3 protein-coding genes are annotated in these 26,276 nt (G+C 64.9%); all 3 read right to left on the bottom strand.

Annotated elements, in window-relative coordinates; genetic code table 11:
- The 3 genes from macA to HBO10_RS25365 all read right to left on the bottom strand — a co-directional run bounded on the left by macA (position 1) and on the right by HBO10_RS25365 (position 26,276).
- Entirely contained in the window at positions 1 to 1,152 is a 1,152-nt protein-coding gene (gene macA / locus HBO10_RS25375; protein WP_034127384.1) for a macrolide transporter subunit MacA, read from the bottom strand.
- 888 nt (positions 1,153 to 2,040) lie between these two features.
- Positions 2,041 to 13,368 (bottom strand): non-ribosomal peptide synthetase, encoded by an 11,328-nt coding sequence (locus HBO10_RS25370; RefSeq protein ID WP_169922152.1) that lies wholly within the window; start codon positions 13,366 to 13,368, stop codon positions 2,041 to 2,043.
- Positions 13,365 to 26,276 carry a non-ribosomal peptide synthetase gene (locus HBO10_RS25365; RefSeq protein ID WP_034127745.1) on the bottom strand — a complete coding sequence of 4,304 codons (12,912 nt, stop codon included), beginning with the start codon at positions 26,274 to 26,276 and terminating at the stop codon, positions 13,365 to 13,367. The genes HBO10_RS25370 and HBO10_RS25365 overlap by 4 nt, the downstream gene beginning before the upstream one ends.

Raw genomic sequence — 26,276 nt, 5'->3', positions numbered from 1 at the left:
TCAACTCCCCGCCACGGCAGGTGTAGCATCGCCGATCACCACGGTGTCGCCCTCGGCCAGGCCGTCAAGTATCTGTACCTTGACGTTGTTATTGATACCGGTCTTCACCGTGCGGGCGACCGCCTTGCCCTTGGCATCCAGCACCCGCACTTCGTAGCGGCCATCGGCATTGCGCACGCCCAGCGCCGCCACGGGCACTATCAGCGCGGCCTGGGCGGTGTCGAGCACGATGCGCACCTGGGCGGTCATGGCGATGCGCAGGCGGTGCTCTGGGTTGGGCACGTCGAACAACGCGTTGTAAAACACCGCGGTGTTTTGCTTCGGCGTGCCGGCGGTCTGGGTTTCCAGGAAGTTCTGCGGCGCCGGCTCGGTGCCGCGCAGCTTGGCGTAATAGCGCTTGTCCGCCTCGCCGAGAATGGTGAAGTACACCTGCTGGCCGGGGCTGATATGAATCACATCCGCTTCCGACACTTGGGCCTTGACGGTCATGGTGTCCAGGTCTGCCAGCTTGAGCAGCACGGGCGCCAACTGGCTGGCGATCACGGTCTGGCCTTCCTGGGTGACAATACCCACCACGTCGCCGTCGATGGGCGCGTTGATGCGGGTATAGGCCAGGTTGACCTTGGCGGTGTCGATCTCGATGTGCGCGCTTTTGATCTGTGCGTCCAGGGACAGCAGGTTGGCCTGCTGCACCTGGTAGGTCGATTCGGCGTCTTCGAAATCCTGGCGTGACACCGACTCGTCGGCCTGCAAGCCTTTGTAGCGTTCATATACAGACTTGGCCTGCTTGAGCTGCGCTGCTGTCGCCCGGCGTTGGGCCTGGAGGTTTTCTTCATCGACCTGGGCTTTGCGCAGGGTGTTCTGCAGGATCAAGGGGTCGATTTCGGCCAGCCATTGGCCCTTCTTTACCTTGTCGCCAACTTTGACTTTCAGCGACTTGAGCTGGCCAGAGACCTGGGCACCGACGTCGACTTGTTTGACGCCTTCGAGCAGGCCGGTGGCCAATACCGCGTTTTCGATATCGCCGCGTTCGGCGGTCGCGGTGAGGTATTGGGGGGCGTCGGCGGGGGCGTTTACGGTGTAGATGGCCAGGCCGATTGCGACGGCCACTGAAGCCAGAATGCCGATTTTGCGGAATTTAGACGTTTGCATGGTTGGCTTCTTGATTGAGTACAAATATGGTTGCGCGCTGACGCTGGCCTGGGTAAAGACCTGACAGCCGACCCCTGTCTACCTGACGCTCCCCGGTCCAAATGTGGGAGCTGGCTTGCCTGCGATGGCTGCCTTCTGGTCGACCATTTAGTTGGGTTGGAATGCGTACATATCCATTCCTGCGGTAACGGCCACCTAGGGTTCCGCTCTTACAGCGGCTCACTTTTGAAAAGCGCAAAAGTAAGCAAAACGCTCTTGCCCCACCACTCGGCACCTCGCCCAGGCTCGGTGTGCCCGTAATCCGCCAGTGATTTGGGGGGCCGCCGCCACGCGCCATCCATGGCGTGGGGCGGCTAAACCGGCATCCCTGCCGGTTTACCCCCCAAATCCCTGTCGAATTCCGGCCAGCGTGGTTTAACGGGGCGCCTAAGATCAAAAGCAGATCAAGATCAAAAGCCGCTCGCTTCGCATCGTGGTTTCCGGGGGCAAGATTGCCCCCCCATGTCTCACCGTGTTCCCCCTTACCACCCGGTCGGCTATAAGGCCGCCGCGCTCTGCTTTTGATTTGAAATCGCCCCGTTAAACCACGCTGGCCGAACGCGGGCTTTGCAGCGTGGGTAACCCGGCAGGACGCCGGGTTAGCCGCACTGGGCCAGGGATGGCCCATTGCGGCGGCCCACGCTGCAAAGCCTGCGGTCGGGCACACCGAGCCTGGGCGAGGTGCCGAGTGGTGGGGCGAAGGCCTTTTGGTTACTTTTGGGCCTTTCCAAAAGTGACCCGCTGTAAGAGCGGAACCATAAGTGGCCGTTACCGCAGGAACGGATATGTACGCAGACAAACCGTTATCGCAGGCAAGCCAGCGGCCACATCTGGATCGGTGCACACCCCTCAAGACACCACCTCCCCAACCCCAACAACTTCCAACCACCACCTGGCCAACCCCAAAACATTCGGCGCCTTGAGCAACGTAAAGTGATTCCCCCCGCCATACCAAACCTCCAACCCACCTCCCAGCCCTCGCCAGCCTTCGATCATCAACCCCTGCTCACGCTGGTTCCCCGCCGAATCCAACGCCGGGTCCTGCGCCAACACCAGGCGCACCACCCCGTCATACCGCCCTTGCGGCTGATACACCGTGCGCAACGCCGCCGCGTAAGTGCGCGCCGGCCCATCCATTGCCTCCAGCGCCGCACGCGCCGGCAACAACCCCACACTCACCATCCCCCCATGCAACGCTTGTCGCTGCGCCACCTCATCGCGCCCGGCAAAGTCCACAGGATCAATCCCCAGCGACTTCCCAGCCGCCAACTGCATCGCCTCGATCAACCGCAACAACGCCGCCGTCGAGGTATATGCCTTGCCCGCACGCCCCGGCGACTCGCTGTCGATCACCGTCAACGACCCCACCTCACGCCCCATTGCCTGCAAGCGCAGCGCCATTTCCAGTGCCACCCAGCCGCCGAACGAATGCCCGACCAGATGCACCGGCCCCTCGGGGCACTCCTGTTCCAGCGCCGCCAGGTAACACTGGGCCGCCGCTTCCACCTGGCTATGAGGCACCGCCTCGCCATCCAGCCCCCGCGGCTGCAAGCCATACAGCGGCCAGTCGCGCCCCAGCGCTTCGCTCAAACCCACAAAGCCGGTGACGCTGTCTCCCGCGCCTGGCACGCAGAACACCGGCGCATAACCGGCGCGCCCGCTCTGGATACGCAGCAAGGGTGAGTGCGCCGCGCAACTCACCGGAGTGCTCGCCGCCAGCGCTTGGCTCATGGCCTGGCCAAGGCTCTGAATATGCGGCGCCTGCATCATGCTCTGGTGATCCCCCGGTACCTGCACCTGGCGCAGTTGCCCAGGCGCCAGGGCGATGTCCCAACCCAGCGCGGCACTGCGCCGCGACAGTTCGGTAGGCCGCTGCTCGGCGCTGAACAAGTGAACCGGGATCGGCAGCGGGAACAGGCTGTAGTGGGCCAGGGCATGCCCATGGCCGACTTCCCGTTGCAAAAAGCTCAGCAGGTCGGCGTCCGTCGCCGCTGCCATTTGCGCGTATAGCAAACCTTGATCGCGACAGCGTTGCAGCAGAGCCGCAAAGTCCAGCTGTCCAAGGCCTGCCTCCAGTTGTTCCAGGTTCGCCAGCTCATCCACACCTCCCTGTGCCTTCCAATAGGCCGTGCACTGCAACAACAAATGCCGCTTGAGGGCATCCGGCCCGCTCCAGCGTGACTTGCCCTGGTCGGTCATGCGCGGCACGTAGCTGTCGATCAAGCCCAGAAACGCCACGGCCTCATCCTGCCCCAGCAACTGCATGGCAACTTCATAGGCCAGCACACCCCCAAAGGACCACCCCGCCAGCCGGTAAGGACCGTGGGGCTGGATCTGGCGAATCAGCCCGACCATGCGCGCGGCCAGGCCTTCCATGCTGTCCAGATGCGCCTCGCCCAGGGCCATGCCCGGCAGGCCATAAATCGGGTAATCGCCAGGCAGGTGCTGGCCCAGCGCCGGGAAGTACACGTCCATGCCACTGAACTCATGCACCAGGAATAACGGTGCCTGCGCCCCGCGGCTACGCACTGTGATCACCGCCGCCTCAGGCAGCACATCGTCACCGCGCAGGCGCAGCAGCGCCGCGACCGAGGCCACGCTGGCATGCTCGAACAGCTCGGCCAGCGACACCGGCAACCCGGCCTCGTCCAGCCGATGGACCAGGCGAATCGCCAACAAGGAATGCCCGCCCAGTTCGAAGAAACTGTCATGGCGCCCCACCTGCTCAAGCTTCAACACCTCGGCCCACAGCTGGGCCAAGGTCTGCTCCAGTGCATCGACCGGTGCTTCAAATGTGCCGCTGGCCGAAGCGTCCCACGTCGGTACCGGCAAGGCTTTGCGATCGACCTTGCCATTGGCCGTCAACGGCAGTTGCTCAAGGATCACAAAGGCCGACGGCACCATGTAGGCCGGCAAGTGCGTCTGCAGATAAGCACGCACCGGCTCGATGCCGACCGGCTCGCCCGCCCAGGTGAAATAGGCCACCAGGCGTTTGTCCCCCGGCACGTCTTCGCGGGCCAGCACCACCCCCTCGCGGATTCCGGAGAATGTCGCCAAGCGTGCTTCGATCTCACCCAGCTCAATGCGAAAGCCACGGATCTTCACTTGGTCGTCATTGCGCCCGATGCACTCCAGCAGTCCGTCTGCGGTCCAGCGTCCGAGGTCGCCGGTGCGGTACAGCAAGGCGCCTGGGTTGAACGGGTTTTGCACGAACTTTTCCGCCGTCAACTCAGGGCGGTTCAGGTAGCCCTGGGCGACACCGTCGCCGCCGATGCAGATTTCGCCGGTCACCCCCAGGGGCAGCAGGTGCAACTGCGCATCCAGCACGTAGACCTGCGTGTTGGAAATGGGTCGCCCTACCGGCACGCTGTCGGCTTCAGCGGCAATGGCGCGCACTTCAAAAGTGGTGGCGTAGGTGGTGGTTTCGGTCGGCCCGTAGCAATGCACCAGGCGCAGCCCCGGAGCCAGCCCCAGCAGGTTGCGGAACGCCGCCGGGTCGGCACGCTCGCCGCCGCACAGCAAAATACGCAAGCCGGCCAGGGCCTGGGGAATCAGTTGCACATACTGGTTGAACAGCGCCGTGGTAACGAACAGCACCGTCGCGCCCTTGAGTGCCGCGCCGAACGCCAGCGGGTCGAGCAAGGTGGCGTGGTCGATCACCTGCACCTGACCGCCGTTGAGCAACGGCCCCCAGACGTCCATGGTGCTGGCATCGAAGGCCGGGTTCGAGGCGAAGGCTACGCGATCATTGGGATTGAAATCGGCGTAGCCGTTGTTGAGCACCAGGCGCGTGATGCCACGGTGAGGCACCAATACGCCTTTGGGCATGCCGGTGGAGCCGGAGGTGTACATGATGTACGCCACGCTCTGCGAGGATTGCGGCAGGCCCGGGTTGTGGTCGGGGTGCGAGTCAAGGCCCAGGGTGTCCAGGTCCAGGCGCTGCGCCGCGCTCTCCACGCTGCAGTCGCTACCGGTCAACAGCCAGGCCGCGCCGCTGTCTTGCAGCATGAAGCCTTGGCGTTCGGCCGGCGCGCTGATGTCCAACGGTACATAGGCGGCGGCGCATTTGAGAATCGCCAGTTGGCTGACCAGCAACGCCACCGAGCGTGGCAGCAGGATCGCCACGTTATCGCCGGGGCACACACCCAGGCCGAGCAGGTGATGGGCCAGGCGGTTGGCGCGGCTATTGAGCTCGCCATAGCTTATCCGTTGTTCGCCGTGCAGCACCGCCACCGCGTCGGGGCGCGCCTGCGCCTGGGCTTCGAACACCTGCTGCACGCTGTGTTCACGTGGGAACGCACGAGCCGTAGCGTTGAAGCCCTCAAGCAGTTGCTGGCGTTCAGCCAGGGGCAGGATCGGCAAACCACTGAGGGCGATGTCGCTGCGCTCTTCCAGTGCCTGCACCACCTGCACCAAGGCGTTATGCAGGTAGTCGCCCAAGCGTCGGGCTCCCTGCCCCATGGCCGTGAGGCTGAAACCTTCACCCAGGTCATCCACGCTCATCGACACGCCGTAGTGGGTGTGTTCCTCGGTCTTGAGCACCTCGATCCCCTGCCACGCGTCGGCCACGCCCCCGGCCTGGGGCGCACTGTGGCGGTAGTTGAACAGCACGCTGAACAACGGCGTGGCCATGGGTACGCCGCTGCAACGCTGGGCCAGCGCCAAAGGCGCGTGTTCGTGGCTGAGCAATTGGGTCAGGCGCCCATGGGTGGCACGCAGCGCATTCAGTACCGAGTGTTCACCCAGGTCGACTCGCAGCGGCAAGGTATTGATAAACACCCCCATGGCGCGCTCGGCACCTTCGCCGCCTTGCAGGCGACCGAGCATCACCGTGCCGAACACCACCTGTTCACGGGCGCAGACCGTGCCCAGCACATGGGCCCAGGCCAAGTGCATGAGGCTGGCGGCGCTGACTCCCGCTTGACGCGCCTGGTGGCGCAGGCGCCGACTCAACCCGAGGTCGAGGTTCAGATACGCATGCTCATCGGCACCCAGGTGCGGTACGTCGGTGGGTTCGTCGACCTCAGCGAGCATCTCGCGGAAAAACGGCTCGTGGTCCTCAGCGCCCAGACGAGTCTGGGCCACGTAGTTGCGGTACGGCACGGGCGCGGCCAAGGTGTCTTGCGTGCCCAACAGGAAGGCCTGCATTTCCTGTTGCAGGATGTCCAACGCGATGTGGTCCATCACCAGATGGTGGAACAGCAACGTCGCCACCACCCGCTGCGACTCCTCGGCATACACCAGGCGCATCAAGGGTGCCTGGGCGAGGTCCAGGCGTGGCGGCACCGAGCTGTTTTCAACACGTAATGAGGCGGTGCGCCATACCACCTGCACCGGCTCCTCCAGCCCGTCCCAGTGGAAGGATGAACGCAGGATGTCATGGCGCTGGATCACCGCCTGCAAGGCATGGGCAAAGGCGTCCAGGCGCAGGCGGCTGTCGAAGGCAAACTGCGCCTGCAGCACATAGGCATCGTCACCTTGCACGGCGCGATGCTGATACAGGATGCCGGCCTGCAAGGGTGCCAGCGGGTAAATATCCTGCACATTCGCCGCACCGCCGGGGATGCTGGCAACGATGCGCTCGATGGCAGCGGGGTCCAGGGTGATCAGCGCAAGCATGTCCGGCGTAATCCGGGTGCAATCGGCCGCAATGCGATTGGCCGGCACCGTCACTTCACGCCCACCGCCCAAGGCCGCAGCCAGGGCGGACAAGGTCGGTTGGCCGAACAGCACTTTCACATCCGCCGACAAGCCCAGGCGGCGCATGCGCCCGATCAGGCTGACTGCCAGCAATGAGTGGCCACCCAATTCAAAGAAATTGTCATGCCGACCCACGCGCTCCACGCTGAGCAATTCGGCCCACAGTGCGGCCAGGGTGATTTCCGTATCACCCACGGGCGCTTCATAGTCGCGCACGCTCAACGCGTCCAGGCCCGGCGCCGGCAGTGCCTTGCGGTCGAGCTTGCCGTTGGGGCTCAGCGGCAGCGCCTGAAGGTGCATAAAGCTCGTCGGCAGCATGAATTCCGGCAGGTGTTGCAGCAGGTGGGCGCGCAGGCTTTCGACGTCGCTCGGCACGCCGGTGTAATAGGCGATCAGGCGCTGCTCGCGGGCAATCACGGCAGCTTCCTGCACCGCTGGATGCTCGGTCAGGCGCGCCTGGATTTCCCCCAGTTCGATGCGCAGGCCACGAATCTTCACCTGGTCATCATTGCGCCCCAGGTACTCGAGAGTGCCGTCGGGCAAGTAGCGACCCACGTCACCGGTACGGTACATGCGCCCCGGGGTAAACGGGTCGTCGAGGAAGCGTTCGGCTGTCAGCTCAGGACGGTTGAGGTAACCCCGCGCCACCTGCACGCCGGCGATAAACAATTCACCGACCCCCCCCAACGGCACCGGCTGCAACTGCTCGTCCAGTACATACAGGCGCGTATTGGCAATCGGCTTGCCGATGGGGGTGTTATCCGGCACCACGGCGCCTGCGCAGTCCCACGCGGTGACATCCACCGCCGCTTCGGTGGGGCCATACAGGTTGTACAAGCCAACCCCCGGCAATTGCTGTTTGAAGCGCCGTACCAGGCTGCCCGGCAGGGCTTCGCCACTGCACATCACCCGCACCAGCCCGGCGGCCTGGCTGACATCGCCGTGGGCCAGGAACACGTCAAGCATCGACGGCACAAAATGCAGCGTCGTGACCCCCTCGGCCTCGATCACCTGGCACAGGTAGTCAGGGTCTTTATGCCCACCAGGACGAGCCATGACCAGGCGTGCGCCGGTGAACAGCGGCCAGAAGAACTCCCACACCGACACGTCGAAGCTGAACGGGGTTTTCTGCAAGACCGTATCGCTGGCGGTCAACGCGTATTCGTCTTGCATCCACAGCAGGCGGTTGACCACCCCAGGGTGTTCGTTGATCACACCCTTGGGCTGGCCGGTGGAACCGGAGGTGTAGATCACGTAGGCCGCCACGCTGGCCGCCTGCGGGTTATGGGTGGGCTGGTGCTGCCAGGTGGGCGAATCCAGGTTTACCACCGGCACCTCGCCCAGCAACCCAAGGGTGCTGGACTGGCCCAGCACTACCGTCGGCGCGCTGTCGTGGAGCATGTAGGCGATGCGTTCCAACGGGTAGGCCGGGTCCAGCGGCACATAGGCGGCGCCGGCCTTGAGGATCGCGTACAGGCCGATGACCATGTCCAGGCCACGCTCCACGCAGATCGCCACCCGCGCCTGGGGCTGCACACCCAGGGCTTGCAGGTGATGGGCCAGTTGGTTGGCGCGCGCGTTCAGTTCGGCATAGCTCAGTTGCTGCGCGCCCGCCTTCAGGGCAATGGCCTGGGGTGTACGCAGTACCTGGGCTTCAAACAGGCCGTGCAGGGTCTGGTCGAGGTTGTACTCAACGGCGGTGGCGTTGAAATCCACCAGCAGTTGCCGACGCTCGCGCGCATCCACCAGCGGCACCTGCGCCAGCACCGTCTGGTCGTTATCGACCATGGCCTGCAACACGCGGGTGAAATAGCCGACGTAACGCTGCATCGTCGATTCGTCAAACAGGGCCACGGCATATTCCAGCGCACCGAGGATGCTGCCCTGCACTTCCCCCAGGTTCAACGACAGGTCGAACTTGGCGAAATGGCTGTTCTCGACAATGCTCTCCAGGGCCAGGTCGCCCAGGGCCAGGGTCGGCGCGCTGCTGTCCTGCCAGCTCAGCAGGGTCTGAAACAGCGGGCTGTGGGCCAAGCTGCGCGGCGGCCGGGTGATTTCCACCACCTGCTCGAAGGGCAAGTCCTGATGGGCCTGGGCTTGCAGCGTCAGCGCCTTGACCCGCGCCATCAACGCCTCGGTGCTCAGCTCGCCCGAGGTGTCGATACGCAGCGCCAGGGTGTTGACGAACAGGCCAATCAGCCCTTCGACTTCGGTGCGCATGCGGTTGGCCACCGGCGTGCCGATCACCAACTCGGGCTGCCCGGACAAGCGCGCCAACAGTGAAGCCCAAGCGCTCATCAAGGTCATGTACAAGGTGGTGCCATGGCGTTGGCTCAAGGCCTTGAGCCCGGCGGTGAGGCGTTCATCCAGGCGCACTTCGACGCTGCTGCCAGCGTAGTCCTGCTGCGCCGGGCGCGGGCGGTCGGTGGGCAAGGTCAGCAACGCCGGCGCACCGGCCAACGCCTGTTGCCAGTAGCTGCTTTGGCGCTGCAGCACCTCGCCGCTCAGCCACAGGCGTTGCCACACGGCAAAGTCGGCGTACTGGATCGGCAAGGGCGGCAGCGGGTCGGCGTGGCCGTGGCTGAACGCCTGGTACAGCGCCATCAGCTCGCGGGTCAGCACGCCCATGGACCAGCCGTCAGAGACGATATGGTGCAGGGTCAGCAACAGCACATGGTGATCATCGGCCATCACCACCAGGCGCCCGCGCAGCAACGGGCCGCGCTCAAGGTCGAACGGTGCCGAAGCTTCGCCGTGGATCAGCGCGTCCAGGGCCTGTTGCGGCTGCGGATGGCGACGCAGGTCCTGCACTTGCAGCGGCAATACCTCTTCGGCCGGCACGACCAGCACCTGGGCCTGGTCACCCTGCTGGGCGAAGCGGCTGCGCAGGGTTTCATGCCGCCCCACAATGCGCGCCAGGGCCCGTTGCAACGCTTGCACATGCAACTGCCCGCGCAACCGCAAGCCGATGGGAATGTTGTAGGCGGTGTTGGCACCTTCCATCAAGGCCAGGAACCACAGGCGTTGCTGGGCGAAGGACAGCGGTACGTCCTCATCACGGTTGGCCGGCAAGATATCCGGCAAGGTGCTGCGACCGGCCTGGGCCAGTACCTCGGCGACCGCCGCCAGTTCGGCGTTGGCAAACAGGTCGCCCAGCGCCAACTCGACGCCCAGCCGCTGGCGCACCTGGGACACCATGCGCATGGCCAGCAGCGAATGCCCACCCAGCTCAAAGAAATGGTCATAGCGCCCCACGCGCTGCACCTGCAACACATCGGCCCAGATCTGCGCCAGCACGGTTTCGATTTCGCCCAGGGGCGCGGCGTACTCGCGGGTAAAGACGGCGGCCATGTCCGGCGCCGGCAGGGCCTTGCGGTCAAGCTTGCCATTGGCCGTCAGTGGCAGTGCGTCGAGTTTCATGAACGCGACGGGCACCATGTAGTCCGGCAGATGCGCCACCAGGTGGGCGCGAATCTGGGCCACCGTCAGCGGGTCCAGTTGTGGGTTTTCGGTGAAGTAGGCCACCAGCCGTTCTTCACGCACCACCGCCACCGCTTCCAGAATCCCGGGCAACTGGTTGAGCTGGGTTTCGATTTCGCCCAGTTCGATGCGCACGCCACGGATTTTCACCTGGTCATCGTTGCGCCCCAGGTAATCGAGTGTGCCGTCCGGCAGCCAGCGCACCAGGTCGCCGGTGCGGTACATGCGTCCTTCGTTGAACGGGTCGCGCACAAAACGCTCGGCGGTCAGTTCCGGGCGGTTGAGGTAACCGCGTGCCACGCCCTTGCCGCCCACGTACAACTCCCCCGCCACCCCCAGCGGGACTGGGCGCAGGTGTTGGTCGAGCACGTAGACCTTGGCATTGGCCATGGGTTTGCCGATATGCAACGGCTGGCCCGCCTCGACCTTGCCGGAAGTGGCCACCACCGTGGCTTCGGTGGGCCCGTAGTTGTTGATCAGCTCAAAGCGCTGTGCCCGCCCGAACTGGCGCAGGCGGTCGCCACCGACCAGCAAGGTGCGCAAGGTCGGGTGCTCGATGTTCTGACTGAAGGCGTATTCCGCCACCGGCGTCGGCAGAAAGCTCACATCCAGTGGCTGCGCGCACCACCAGGCCAGCAGTGCGTCGATATCTTCGCCGCCCTCATGGGCCGGTGGCAGGTGCAAGGTGGCGCCCACACACAGCGCCGGCCACACTTCCCAGGCCATCGCGTCAAAGCCGAAGCCGGCAACACTGGCGGTATGCCGCCCGGCGCGCAGGTCGAAGGCGCTGCAATGCCAGTCCACCAGGTTGGCGACGCTGTGGTGTTCCACCATCACCCCCTTGGGCAAGCCAGTGGAGCCGGAGGTGTAGATCACATAGGCGAGATTCGTCGGGCCGACGGCGATTGTGGGATTGCTCGCCGAATGGTGCTGCCAGGTGAAGCGGTCCAGGTTGATCACCGGCACTTCCAGCACCGGCAGGCGCGTCAGCAACGCATGCTGGGTGAGTACCGCCACCGGCGCGCTGTCGCTGAGCAAATAGTGGAGGCGCTCGGCCGGGTGGGACGGGTCCACCGGCACATAACCGGCGCCGGCCTTGAGAATCGCCAGCAACCCGGCCAGGGTGTCGAGGCCGCGCCGCGCGACAATGGCCACGCGGTCGTCGGGCTTGACCCCCAGCGCCAGCAGATGATGCGCCAGCAGGTTGGCTTGCTGGTTCAATTCGGCGTAAGTCAGTTGCCGGCCCTGATGCACAGCGGCAATGGCGTGCGGCGTGAGCGCGGCCTGGGCTTCGACGCGGCCATGCAGGGTGGTGCCTTGGGGGAAAACGGTCTGGGTGGTGTTGAACTGTTCCAGCAGCAAGCGCTGTTCGGCGGCGGGCACCACCGAGAGTTGATCAAGCGCGGTATGGGGGGCCTGCTCCAGTGCGCTCACCAGGTTTTCCAGCGCGGTGTGCAGGTAGGCGCAGACGCGCTGAGGGTCAACCAGGGTGCTGGCCAGCAAACTCAGGCCGAAGCCCTCACCCAGGTCGTCCACGCTCAGGGTCAGCGGGTAGTTGGTGCGCTCCTCGGCGCGCAGTGCGGTGATACCGTGCCAGGCCGACACCGCCTCGGCGCTGGCGGCGGGCGCGCTGTGGCGATAGTTGAGCAGCGCGCTGAACAGCGGCGTCGGCGCGAGCACGCCACTGCAACGCTGGGCCAGGGCCAACGCCGCGTGCTCATGGCGCAGCAAGGTGGTCAGACGTGCGTGGGTGGCCTTGACTGCGGTGCGTACGTCCTGGGCGTCTACGTCCACGCGAAACGGCAAGGTATTGATGAAAATGCCCAAGGCGCGGTCGGTGTCATGGCTGCCCTGCATGCGCCCCATCAATACGGTGCCGAACACCACCTGGGCTTTGCCGGCCAACACCCCCAGCACCTGGGCCCAACCCAGGTGAAACAGGCTGGCGGCGCTCACGCCCAGTTGGCGCGCCTGCCCGCGCAAGCGCTGGGCCAGTGCCGGCGCCAATGGCAGGCTGACTTCAGCGATACCCCGCGCATCACCTTGCACGTCCTGCAAACCGAACGGCAAGGTGGGCTCGCTGATATCGCCGAGCATCTGCCGGAAGAAACGTTCGTGCTCCTGCTCACTGATCCCCAACCGCGCCTGCGCCACATAGTTGCGAAACGGTACGGTCTGGCCCAGGGTCGCGCCTTGGCCCAACAGGCACGCCTGCATTTCGTGGCACACCACGTCCAGGGCGCTGTGGTCGAGCGCCATGTGATGGAACAACAGGGTGGCGACGATGCGCTGGTTGGCCGGGTCTTCAGCGCGCACCAGGCGCAGCAACGGCGCCTGGGTGACGTCGAGGCGATAGTGGCGGGCATCAAACAGGTCATGCAGTTGCGCGGCGATATCGCCATCGGCCGGGTCCAGCATCAAGGCTTGCACCGGCAGGCGTGCCTGGCGCCACACCACTTGCGAGGGTTGCGTCAGGCCATCCCAGACCACCCCGGTACGCAGGATGTCGTGACGGTCCATCACCCGTTGCAGCGCCTGGGCAAACGCATCGAAACGCGCAAGGTTGTCAAAGGCGAACTGCGACTGCATCACATAGGGGTCACCCTGCTCGGCACTGACATGGTGGAACAGGATGCCTTCCTGCAACGGCGCCAGCGGGTAGATGTCCTGGATATTCGCCACGCCGCCCTGCACCGTGGCGACAATGCGCTCGATCTCGTCTTGGCTCAGGGTCGACAGGGTCAGCATGTCGGGAGTGATGCGCTCGGCATTGGCCGGGATGCCATTGGCCGGTACCTGCACCTCACCGGCCTTGGTCGCGGTGTATTCACCGGCCTTGATCAGTTCGATCAGCGCCGGCTTGTGCTCACGCAAGCCGGCCAATATCGCCGGGTCGCTCAAGGCTTGCTTGTTGCCGTTCACCGACAATTGCTCGCCCTTGAGCGCCAGTTGCACATCCTTGGTTTTCAGGGTTGCCAGCAGCTCGAGGATGTTCACAGGACGATCTCCATTCGTTCGGTCATTGCGGCGTAGCCGGCCAGGGTCGGTTGTTCGAACAAGCCCCGCACATCGGCTTCCATGCCTTCCTGGCGCAGGCGCCCGATCAAGCTCACGGCAAGCAGCGAGTGCCCGCCCAGTTCAAAGAAGTTGTCGTGGCGCCCTACCCGCTCCACCTTGAGCAGCTCGGCCCAGAGTTGGGCCAGGAGGATCTCGGTGTCGCCTTCGGGCGCCGCGTACTCACGTACCTGCAACGCGTCCATACCCGGTGCAGGCAGGGCCTTGCGATCGAGCTTGCCGTTGGGGCTCAGGGGCAAGGCGTCCAGGTGCATGAACAGCGCCGGCACCATAAAGTCAGGCAGGTGCTGCAACAGTTGGGCGCGCAGGCTTTCGATATCGGTGGGCGCGCCGGTGTAATACGCGACCAGGCGCTGGTCACGGGCGACGACCACGGCGTCCTTGACCGCCGGATGCTCGATCAGGCGCGCCTGGATTTCCCCCAGTTCGATGCGCAGGCCACGGATCTTCACCTGATCGTCGTTGCGCCCCAGGTACTCGAGCGTGCCATCGGGCAAGTAGCGGCCCAGGTCACCGGTGCGGTACATGCGCCCAGGGGTGAACGGGTCGTCGAGGAAGCGCTCGGCGGTCAGCTCAGGGCGGTTCAGGTAACCCCGCGCCACTTGCACGCCGGCGATGAACAGCTCACCGACCACGCCCAGCGGCACCGGCTGTAACTGCCCATCGAGTACATACAGGCGGGTGTTGGCAATCGGCTTGCCGATGGGGGTATTGTCCGGCACCTCAGGGCGTGCGCAGTTCCAGGCCGTCACGTCCACCGCCGCTTCAGTGGGGCCATACAGGTTGTACAAACCAATCCCCGGCAACTGCCGCTTGAAACGCCGCACCAGGCTGCCCGGCAAGGCCTCGCCGCTGCACATCACCCGCACCAACCCCGCCGCCTGGCTGACATCGCCGTGGGCCAGGAATACATCGAGCATCGACGGCACAAAGTGCAAGGTGGTGATGTGCTCCGCCGCGATCACCTCGCACAGGTACGCCGGGTCCTTGTGCCCTTCAGGGCGCGCCATTACCAGACGCGCGCCGGTGAACAGCGGCCAGAAGAACTCCCACACCGACACGTCGAAGCTGAACGGGGTTTTCTGCAACACCGCATCGTGGGCCTTGAGGCTATAGGCGTCCTGCATCCACAACAGGCGGTTGACCACCCCCGCATGTTCGTTGATCACGCCCTTGGGTTGGCCGGTGGAACCGGAGGTGTAGATCACATAGGCCGCGTGGTGGGCAATGAGGCCCGGTACTTGCGGGTTGGTAACGGGTTGGTGCTGCCAGGTGCTGTGGTCGAGGTCGACTACCTCCACGTCCCCCAGCAGGGTGCGGGTGGCGCTTTGGGCCAGCACCACCACCGGCGCGCTGTCGTGCAGCATGTAGGCGATGCGCTCTGGCGGGTACGCCGGGTCCAGCGGCACGTAGGCACCGCCGGCCTTGAGGATGGCGAACAGGCCGATGACCATGTCCAGGCCGCGCTCGACGCAGATGCCCACCCGTGCATCCGGGCGCACACCGCTGTCACGCAGGTGATGGGCCAGGCGGTTGGCGCGTTCATTGAGTTGCAGGTAGCTCAAGGTGTGCTCGCCGGCCTTCATCGCCACGGCCTGCGGGGTACGTACAACCTGGGCTTCAAACAGCCCGTGCAGGGTCTGGTCGAGGTTGTAGTTCACCTCGGTGGCGTTGAACTGCACCAGCAGTTGTTGCCGCTCTTGCAGCCCCAGCACCGGCAGGCGGTTCAGCGCCTGGTGCGGCGCCTGCTCAAGAGCCTCGACCAGGCCGCTCAACGCGTTATGCATATACCCGCACACCCGTTGCGCATCCACCTGGGCCAGGGCGGTGAACGCGTAGCCGTCGCCCAGGTCGTCCACGTTCAAGGTCAGCGGGTAATTGGTGCGCCCGTCATTGACCAAGGTCTGCATGCCTTCCCATGCCAACTGCGCATCCGCCGAACGGGTGGCGGCGCCGCGATGGCGATAGTTGAGCATCGAGCTGAACAAGGGCGCCGGGGCCGCTACGCCACTGCAACGCTGGGCCAAGGCCAGGGAGGCGTGTTCATGGCCAAGCAATTGGGTCAGCCGCGCATGGGTGGCCCGCACGGCGGCGCGGGCGCCCTGGTCGTCGATATCCAGGCGCAGCGGCAAGGTGTTGATAAACACACCCAGGGCGCGGTCGGCGCCCTCGCCGCCTTGCAAACGGCCTACCAGCACCGTACCGAACACCACCGTGTGGCGCGCCGATACCGCGGCCAACACCTGCGCCCAGGCCAGATGGAACAGGCTGGCAGCACTGACCCCCAGCAGCCGTGCCTGGCTGCGCAGGCGGCGGTTGAGCTGGCTGTCCAGTTGCAGGGTATGTTCGTCGATGGCATTGCCGTCGCCGCGCACGTCCTGCCAGCCGAACGGCAACGTCGGTTCGTCAACCTCGCCCAACATCTGGCGGAAGAACTGTTCATGCTCCTGTTCGCTGACACCCAAACGGGCCTGGGCCACATAGTTGCGATACGGCATTGGCGCGGCGGTGGGCGCTGCGTGGCCCAACAGGTGGCCCTGCATTTCGCGCAACACCACATCGAAGGCGGTGTGGTCCAACACGATATGGTGATAGAGCAACACCGCCACCACGCGCTGGTTGGCCGGGTCCTGGGCGTACATCAGGCGGATCAGCGGCGCCTGGCTGATCTCCAGGCGATACCGCCGCGCATCAAACCGCTCGTGCAGGCCGGCGAGTACGTCACCTTCCAGTTGCAGTTCCTGCACGCACAACTGCGCCTGGCGCCACACCACTTGCAGCGGTTGCGCCAGGCCCTCCCACACCACCCCGGTGCGCAGGATGTCGTGGCGGTCAATCACCTGTTGCAGTGCGCGCATAAAGGCCTGCAGGCGCTCGACACCGTCAAACGCCAGGTGTGATTGCAGCAGGTAAGGATCGCCCTGCGCCGCCGTGAGGTAGTGATAGAAAATCCCTTCCTGCAACGGCGCCAGCGGGTAGATGTCCTGCACGTTGGCAGCGCCGCCAGGCACCTGGGCCACCACCTGGTCGATCGCCGACTGATCGAGGTCCACCAGGGCCAGCATGTCCGGGGTGATGCGCTGGCAACCGGCACTGATGCGATTGGCCGGCACCTGCACTTCGCGGCCACTGCCGACAGCGGCGGCCAGCGCGGCCAGGGTTGGCTGGCTGAACAACACGCGCACATCAGCGCTGAGGCCGGCCTGGCGCATGCGCTCGATGAGGCTGACGGCCAGCAATGAATGGCCGCCCAGTTCGAAGAAGTGGTCATGGCGACCCACTTGTTCCACCTGCAACACCTCGGCCCACAGCCGCGCCAGGGTGGTTTCGACGTCACCCTGGGGGGCTTGGTATTCACGGCTGAGCAAGGCGCACTGGTCTGGCTCTGGCAATGCCTTGCGGTCCAGTTTGCCGTTGGCGGTCAGGGGCAACTGATCAAGCCGCATGTAGGCGACCGGCACCAGCGCCTCGGGAATTTGGGCTTGCAGGTGCGCACGCAAGGTCTCGATCTGCAGCGGGCGCTGTTCGGTGAACCAGGCCAACAGGCGGCCTTCGCGCACCAGCACCACGGCCTCACGGATGCCGTCCAGTGCCGCCAGGCGGCTTTCGATTTCACCCAGTTCAACCCGCACGCCGCGCAGTTTTACCTGGTCGTCGTTACGGCCCAGGTACTCAAGGTTGCCATCGGGCAGCCAACGCACCAGGTCACCGGTGCGGTACATCTGCCCTGGGTTGAACGGGTCTTGCAGGAAGCGCTCGGCCGTCAGCTCGGGACGGTTCAGGTAACCCCGCGCCACGCCGCTGCCGCCCACATAGAGTTCACCGGCCACCCCCACCGGTACCGGGCGCAGGTGCGCGTCCAACACATAGCTGGTGGCATTAGCGACAGGCCGGCCGATATGCAACACCTGCCCGGCCCGCACGCGGCCGGAGGTGGCAACCACCGTGGCCTCGGTGGGGCCGTAGTTGTTGACCACCGCAAAGCGCCGCTCCTGAGTGAACTGACGCAGGCGGTCACCGCCGATCAGCAGGATGCGCAAGGTAGGGTGCTGCTGGGGCAGGCTGAACGCGTACTCGGCCACCGGGGTGGGCAGGAAACTCACGTCCAACGGCTGTGCCAGCCACCAGGCCAACAGTTCATCGATGTTTTCGTTGCCGATGTCGGCGGGTGGCAGGTGCAGGGTCGCGCCGACGCACAGGGCCGGCCAGACTTCCCAGGCCATGGCATCAAACCCCATGCCGGCCACGCTGCTGGTGTGGCTTACCGCTGTCAGACCAAAGGCCTCACAGTGCCAATGCACCAGGTTCTCCACGGTGCGGTGTTCCACCATCACGCCCTTGGGCTGGCCGGTGGAACCGGAGGTGTAGATCACATACGCCAGGTGCGCGGGCGTCAGGGCGGGCAGTTGCGGATTGCTGACGGCGTGGCGCTGCCAACCGAGGTCCTGCAGATCGACCACGGCGACGGGCCCCAGCAGCTCCCGCGTGCTGGTCTCGGCCAGCACCGCCACGGGCGCGCTGTCTTGCAACAAGTAGGCGATACGCTCGGCGGGGTACGCCGGGTCGATCGGCACATAGCCCGCGCCAGCCTTGAGAATGCCCAACAGCCCCACCAGCATCTGCGGGCCGCGACGGCAACACAGTGCCACGCGGTCATCGGCTTGCACGCCGAGTTCCAGCAAGTGATGAGCCAACTGGTTGGCCCGTTGATTGAGCTGCTGATACGTCAGCGCCTCGCTGCCTTGCTGCACGGCAATGCGATGGGGTTGGCGCTCGGCCTGCACCTCAAACGCACCGTGCACCGTCTGGCCACGGGGGAAGTCGTGGGCAGTGGCGTTGAACTCGCGCAGCACCGTGTCGCGCTCTGCGGCGGGCAGAATCGGTAACTGGCGCAGCGCGCGGTGGGGCGCCGTCTCAAGGGTGGCAACCAGTTGCTCCACGGCGCTGAGCATGTAGTCGCACAGGCGCTGCGCGCCGATTTGCGGCACGGCCAGCACGCTCAGGCCAAAGCCTGCGCCCAGGTCATCCACGCTCAGGGTCAGCGGATAGTTGCTGCGTTCTTCACCGCCCAGCAGTTGCACGCCTTCCCAGATGCCGTGTCCGTCGCGGGCCATTTCGCCTGGGTTGCTGTGGCGGTAATTGAGCAAGGCGCTGAACAACGGCGTGCTGGTCGGCACGCCGCTGCAACGCTGGGCCAGGGCCAGTGACGCATGCTCATGCCCGAGCAAGGCGCTCAAGCGTGCATGGGTGGCTTTGACCGCCTGCGCTGCGCCGGCTGCAATATCGACCCGCAGCGGCAAGGTGTTGATAAACATCCCCAGCGCACGGTCTGCGCCCTCGCCGGCTTGCATACGGCCCATCAGCACCGTGCCGAATACCACCTCGTCACGGCCCGAGACCAGGCCCAACACCTGGGCCCAGGCCAGGTGCATCAGGCTGGCGGCGCTGACGCCCAGTTGGCGCGCCTGCTGGCGTACACGCTGGGCCAGGCCCGCTTCCAGGTGCACCTCGGCTTCTTCGATTGCACGACCATCGCCCTGCACATCCTGCAGGCCAAACGGCAAGGTGGGCTCGTCGACCTCGGCGAGCATGTCGCGGAAAAACTGCTCATGCTGCGCCACACTGACGCCCAGTCGCGCCTGGGCCACATAGTTGCGAAACGGCGCGGCGGCGGGCAAATCCTGGGCCTGGTTGAACATAAAGGCACGCATTTCCTGGCCGACCACTTCCATGGCGGTGTGGTCCAGCGCCAGGTGATGGAACAGCAGGATCGCCGCGACCCGGTTGTGCGCCGGGTCCTGGGCATAGACCATGCGCAGCAAGGGCGCCTGGGTAATGTCCAGGCGGTAGTGACGCGCATCGAAACGCTCATGCAGTTGCGCCATCACGTCGCCGTGTGCCGGGTCGAGCATCACCTCGTGCACCCCCAACTGGGCGGTGCGCCACACCACTTGCACCGGGCTTTCGAGCCCTTCCCACACCACAGCGGTACGCAGAATGTCGTGGCGCGCCACCACCTGTTGCAGCGCGCCCATAAAACCGTGCAGGCGCTCGGCAGTGTCAAAGGCCATGCGCGATTGCAGCAGGTACGGGTCGCCCTGCTCGGCGCTGATGTGGTGGTAGAGAATGCCTTCCTGTAGCGGCGCCAGCGGGTAGATATCCTGGATATTCGCTGCACCACCCGGCACGCTGGCGACAATCCGCGCGATGGCCTGCGGGGTGAGTTGCGCCAGGCTCAGCATCGACGGTGTGATCTGTATGCAGCCGGTGGGGATGCCATTGGCGGGCACCACGATTTCTCTGCCGCTGCCCACGGCTGCCGCCAGCGCGGCCAGGCTCGGCTGGCTGAACAACACGCGCACATCGGCGCTCAGGCCCACCTGGCGCATGCGTTCGATCAGGCTGACCGCCAGCAACGAATGCCCGCCCAATTCGAAGAAATGATCATGGCGCCCCACGCGTTCAAGCTTGAGCACGTCCTGCCAGATCTGCGCCAGCAGGCTTTCCACCTCGCCTTGTGGGGCTTCGTAGCCACGGCTGATCAAGGCGGCCTGGTCGGGTGCCGGCAATGCCTTGCGGTCGAGCTTGCCGTTGGCGGTAAGCGGCAACTGCGCCAGCCACACATAAGCCGAAGGCACCATGTAATCGGGCAACCGGCCTTGCACATGAGCTCGCAGGGTTGCGATATCCAACGTTGCGTCGGCGGTGTAATAGGCCACTAACCGTTTGTGGCCAGGCTCGTCTTCGCGAACCAATACCACAACGTCCCTGATCCCGGCACAGGCACACAGGCACGCTTCGATTTCACCGGGTTCGATACGAAAGCCACGAATCTTCACCTGCAGGTCATTGCGCCCCAGATACATCAAATTGCCGTCGGCTCGCCAGCAGGCCAGATCACCGCTGCGGTAGAGTTGGCCATCGCCGAATGGGTTCGGGACAAATTTTTCCGCGCTCAGCTGAGGCAGATTCAAGTAGCCTTTCGCAACGCCCGCACCGCCGATATAGAGCTCGCCGGTCACACCCACGGGCAGCGGTTGCTGGCGCGCGTCCAGTACATAGGCCTGAGCGTTGGCAATCGGTCGACCAATCGGAATAGCGCCCTCGCCAAGGGTAGTGATCTCAAACGTGGTGGAGAACGTGGTGGCTTCGGTCGGGCCATACCCATTCAGCAGATGCTGGGGTTTGCCGAGCTTGAGTACCCGGCCAATCACCTGAGGGTCAAGCACGTCGCCGCCGACGATCAGGTAGCGCAATTGGCGGAACACCGGCATCAACGCATCGGCGTACTGATGAAATAGCCCGGCGGTCATCCATAACACGCTGACCGTCTGTTCCCGCAACCGCTCGGCGAACGCGGCTTGGGATAACAACTGCACCTGCTCGACCACCACCACACAACCGCCATTGAGCAACGGTGCCCACACTTCGAGGGTGCTGGCGTCAAATGCCGGGTTAGAAGCAAAGGCCACCCGGTCGTGGGCATTGAATTCGGCAAAACCGTTGTTCAGCACCAGCCGCGAGATGGCGAGGTGGGGCACTTGCACGCCCTTGGGTGTCCCGGTGGAACCGGAGGTGTAGAGGATGTAGGCAACGCTCTGCGCGGATTGGGCCAGGTCGGGATTAGCGGGCGACTGCGTGTCCAGATCCAACTGCGCCAGGTCGTCCAGCACATGGCGTGCGCTGCTGTCTTTGACGATGAAAGCCTGGCGTTCGACAGGCGCGTTGACGTCCAGCGGCACATACACCGCAGCGCACTTGAGGATCGCCAGTTGGCAGACCAGCAGATCCAGGCAACGCGGCAAGGCAATCGCCACGCTTTCGCCGGGCTGCACACCCTGGCTGATCAGATGATGGGCCAGACGGTTGGCACGGCGATTGAGGTCACGGTAGCTCAGTGACAGCTCGCCCTGCACCGCCGCCGACGCTTCAGGGCGGGCCAGCGCCTGGGCTTCAAACAGTTGCGAGACAGTAAGTTGCGAGGGGTATTGCCGGGCGGTGGCGTTGAAACCTACCAGCACTTGATGACGCTCGGAAGGCGACAGGATCGACACCGCCTGCAGCGGCGTGGTCGGCGCATGTTGCAGCGCGCTCACCACATGGCGCAACGCGGTGAGCATGTACTCACCCACGCGTTGCACATCCAGGTGCGCGACGCCTTGCACCGTCAGCGCAAAGCCACTCCCCAGGTCATCAACGTTGAGCACCAGCGGATAGTTGCTACGTTCTTCGGAGCTGAGAATCTCGATACCGGAAGCGGCAAAGGGGTTGTCCCCCGGCGCTTCATCGGCTGCGCTGTGTCGGTAGTTGAGCAAGGTGCTGAACAGCGGCAGCGAGCCCGGCACGCCACTGCAACGCTGGGCCAGGGACAACGAGGCATGTTCGTGCCCGAGCAGTTGCGCCAGGCGCGCATGGGTGGCGCGCACGCCGGCCTGCACGCCGACGCTGCCAACGCTGACCCGCAGCGGCAAGGTATTGATAAACATCCCCAGCGCCCGGTCCGCGCCCTCGCCGCCCTGCATACGGCCCAGCAACACGGTGCCGAATACCACCTCCTGCTGGCCAGACACCTGGCCCAGCACCTGGGCCCAGGCCAGGTGTACCAGGCTCGCGGTGCTCACGCCCAGTTGCCGCGCCTGTTCGCGCAAGCCCAGGTTGAGCGCAGGCTCCAGCGGCAGGCGCGCTTCATGGATGCCGCTGCCGTCACCATTCACGTCCTGCAAGCCGAAGGCCAGGGTCGGCTCGTCGATGTCGCCCAGCATCTGGCTGAAGAAGGCTTCATGCTGGGCTTGGGTGACACCGAGGCGGGCCTGGGCCACGTAGTTGCGATACTGCACCGCGTCAGGCAGTTGTGCGCTGTGGCCATGCAGGCTGGCACTCATCTCTTTGACCAGCACGTGCAGGGCCGTGTGGTCGAGGAGGATATGGTGCAGCAGCAAAATGCCGACCAAGCCGTGGCTGTCCTGCGCATACGCCAGGCGCATCAGCGAGGCGCGTGACAGGTCCAGGCGATAGTGGCGTGGGTCGAAACGCTGTTGCAGATGCTCCAGTGCATCACTGCCCAGCGCATCCAGGCGCTCGATCACCAAGGGTGCCTGGCGTAACACCACTTGCACCGGCTCTTCCAGGCCCTCCCAGAGGATGGCGGTGCGCAGGATATCGTTGCGCTCGATCACCGTGTGCAGCGCGTTGACAAACCCGTCGACGGCGCCCTGGTCGTGAAACCGCAACTGCACCTGCAACACGTAGGGGTCGCCCTCGGTGGTCGCCAGGTGGTGGTAGAGAATGCCGGCCTGCAACGGCGCCAGGCCATAAATGTCCTGCACGTTGGCAACGCCACCGGGCACGGCCTCAAGGATATGGTCGATAGCGGCCTGATCCAGCTCGACCAGGGGCAGCATGTCCGGGGTGATGGCCTGCGTGTCTGCTTGAATAAGGTTGGCCGGCACCTGCAAGGTCTGCTGGCCGCCCACCGCCGCAGCGAGCGCCGCCAAGGTCGGTTGACCGAACAGCACGCGCACATCGGCGCTGAGGTCGACCTGGCGCATGCGCTCGATCAGTTTGACCGCCAGCAGCGAATGGCCGCCGAGTTCGAAGAAATTGTCCTCACGACCGACACGGTCGACGTTGAGCAGGTCTTGCCAGAGCATGGCGAGGGTGGTTTCCACCGCCCCCTGGGGCGCCGCATACTCGCGCCGGGCCACGGCGTCGGCATCGGGTGCGGGCAAGGCCTTGCGGTCGAGTTTGCCGTTGGTGGTCAACGGCAGCGTATCCAGGCGCACGAAGGCGCTGGGCACCATGTGTTCGGCCAGGCTCAGCAGCAGATGGTCACGCAGGGCAGCCACGTTGAGGTCGCCATCGCTGATCACATAGGCCACCAGCCGTTTATCGCCCGGCTGATCTTCACGGGCGATCACCACCGCATCGCGCACGCCGCTGGCAGTGGCCAGGTGCGCCTGGATTTCACCCAGTTCGATACGGAAACCACGGATCTTGACCTGGTCATCGTTACGCCCCAGGTACTCGACACTGCCGTCGGCCAGCAGGCGGCCGAGGTCGCCGGTTTTGTACATACGCAAGCCGGTGGCCGGGTCGGCAAGGAAGCGTTCGGCATTCAGCGCCTGGCGGTTGAGGTAACCACGCGCCACCCCGGCACCGCCCACGTACAACTCGCCCACCACACCCAGGGGCAAGGGCTCATGGCGCTCATCCAGCACATACAACTGCAAATCGGGAATACGCACGCCAATCGGGCTCACGCCGACCAAGTGCGCGTCGGCCGCTTCCAGCGCACGGTAGGTCACATGCACGGTGGTTTCAGTGATGCCGTACATGTTCACCAGTTGCGTACCGGCATTCACTGCCCGTGCGTACCACGGCTTGAGCATGCCCGGTTCCAGGGCTTCACCGCCGAAAATCACTTGGCGCAAGGAATGGGACTGGGCACTGTTGCCCTGGGCCGCGATCAACTGGCGGAACGCGCTCGGCGTCTGGTTGAGGATGCTCACCTGGGCGTCGCACAACAGCGCGTAGCACTCATCCGGCGAGCGGCTGACCAGTTGCGGCACGATCAGCAACTGGCCGCCGTGCATCAGCGCGCCCCAGATTTCCCACACGGAAAAGTCGAACGCGAAGGAATGGAACAGCGCCCACACATCGTGCGGGTTGAACCCGAACCAGTGGTGGGTGGCGCTGAACAGGCGTGCGACCTGGCGATGCTCGATCATCACGCCCTTGGGCTGGCCAGTGGAGCCGGAGGTGTAGATGACGTAGGCCAGGTTGGCCGGGCTCAGGTGCAACCCAGGGTTGGTGATGGGCAACGGGCCCAGGTGGTCCAGGTCGATCCGGGCCAGTGCGCCGACCTGCTGCGCCGTGTTGGCCTGCACCAGCACCGCCACCGGCTGGCTGTCGGCCAGGGTGTAGGCGATGCGTTCCTGGGGATAGGCCGGGTCGATGGGCACATAGCCCGCACCGGCCTTGAGAATGCCAAGCAGGCCGATGATCATCTGCGGGCCACGCTCCACGCAAATCGCCACGCGCGCGTCGGGGTACACGCCGTGGGCCAGGAGCGCGTGGGCGACCTGGTTGGCGCGTTCGTTGAGTTGGCGGTAGGTCAGGACGTGGTGCTCGAAGCGCAACGCAATGGCATCGGGCTGGGCAGCGGCGTGGGTTTCGACTTGCTGGTGGATCAGTTGGGTGTCGGCGTAATGCGTGGAGCCATGATTCAAAGTGTGCAGCAAATGGTGGCGTTCAGCGTCAGGCAGGATGTTCAGGCCGCAGAGCGGCATATCCGGTCGTTGTTCAAGGGCGTCGGCCAGGCTTTCCAAGGCCGTATGCAGATAACCCGCCACCCGCTGCGCGCCAATGGACGCATCGACCATCACGGTCAGGGCGAAGTCTTCACCCAGGTCATCGACGTTCAGCGTCAGCGGGTAATTGGTGCGCTCCTCGGCGCCCAACACCTGGATGCCGTCGGCGACTTCGATCACCGCCGCCATGTCGGTGGCGGCGCTGTGACGGTAGTTGAGTATCGCGCTGAACAGCGGCGTAGGCGCCGCCACGCCGCTGCACCGTTGTGCCAGCGCCAGGGACGCATGTTCGTGATCGAGCAAGCGCGTGAGGCGCTCATGGGTGACCTTGACCGCAGCGCGCACGCCCTGCTCACCCACCTCCACCCGCAGTGGCAAGGTGTTGATGAACATGCCCAAGGCCCGCTCACCGCCCTCACCTGCGCCCATGCGCCCGAGCATCACAGTGCCAAATACCACCGCCTTCCGACCGGAGACTGCACCCAGCACTCGCGCCAAAGCCAGATGCATCAGGCTCGCCACACTCACCCCCAGCGGGCGCGCCATGCTGCGCAGGCGGCGGCTCAGAGCGCTGTCGACGGGGATGCGCACTTCGTCGATCCCTTGGCCATCACCCTGCACATCTTGCAGGCCGAACGGCAGCGTCGGTTCATCGATATCCGCCAGCATGTCGCGGAAGAACGCCTCATGGGCCTGCTCGCTGACGCCATGGCGCACCTGGGCGATATAGCTGCGAAACGCTACCGGTGCAGGGGCCTGGGCTTGCTGCCCGGCCAGGTACAGCTGGATCTCATGCCGAACGCCATCCAGGGCCGTGTGATCAAGGATGGTGTGGTGGAACAGCAGCATCGCCACCACCCGCTGGTTGGCCGGGTCGTCAGCGAATACCAGGCGCAGCAGCGGCGCCTGGCCCAGGTCCATGCGATAAGCGCGGGCATCATAGCGAGCGAGCAATTGAGCGAGGCGGTCAGCACCGTCCAGAGGCACCTCTTCGCAGGCCAGCACAGCCTTGCGCCACACCACTTGCAGCGGCTCGTCCAGGCGCTCCCAGACCATCGAGGTACGCAGGATGTCGTGACGGTCGATGACCCATTGCAACGCCTCGGCAAAGGCCTCAAGGCGTGCGCGGCTGTCGAACACGAACTGCGCGTGCAGCACGTAAGGGTCACCCTTCTGCGCCGAAAGATGGTGATAAAGCATGCCTTCCTGGAGCGGCGCCAGGGAGTAGATATCCTGCACATTCGCCGCGCCGCCGGGGATCGCCGCGACGATGCGGTCGATGGCCGGCTGGTCGAGGTTGACCAGGGCCAGCATGTCCGGTGTGATGCGGTAGGCCGGGCTCAGCCAGTCACCGCCATGTTCGGCGACCAACTGCAACAGTTGGGGTTTGTGCGCGATCAATTGATCCCAGAGCGCGTCGTCCAACGCTTCGTCATCGCCCAGGACGATCAGGTCGCCCTCTTCGGTCTGCAGACGGATCGCATGGGTGGAGATCGCTGCCAGTAAGTCGCTGAACTGCAT

Origin of the sequence: Pseudomonas sp. WS 5503 (assembly GCF_012985385.1) — a bacterium.
Taxonomy (GTDB): Bacteria; Pseudomonadota; Gammaproteobacteria; order Pseudomonadales; family Pseudomonadaceae; genus Aquipseudomonas; species Aquipseudomonas paracarnis.
This window is presented reverse-complemented; position numbering and strand designations above follow the sequence as displayed.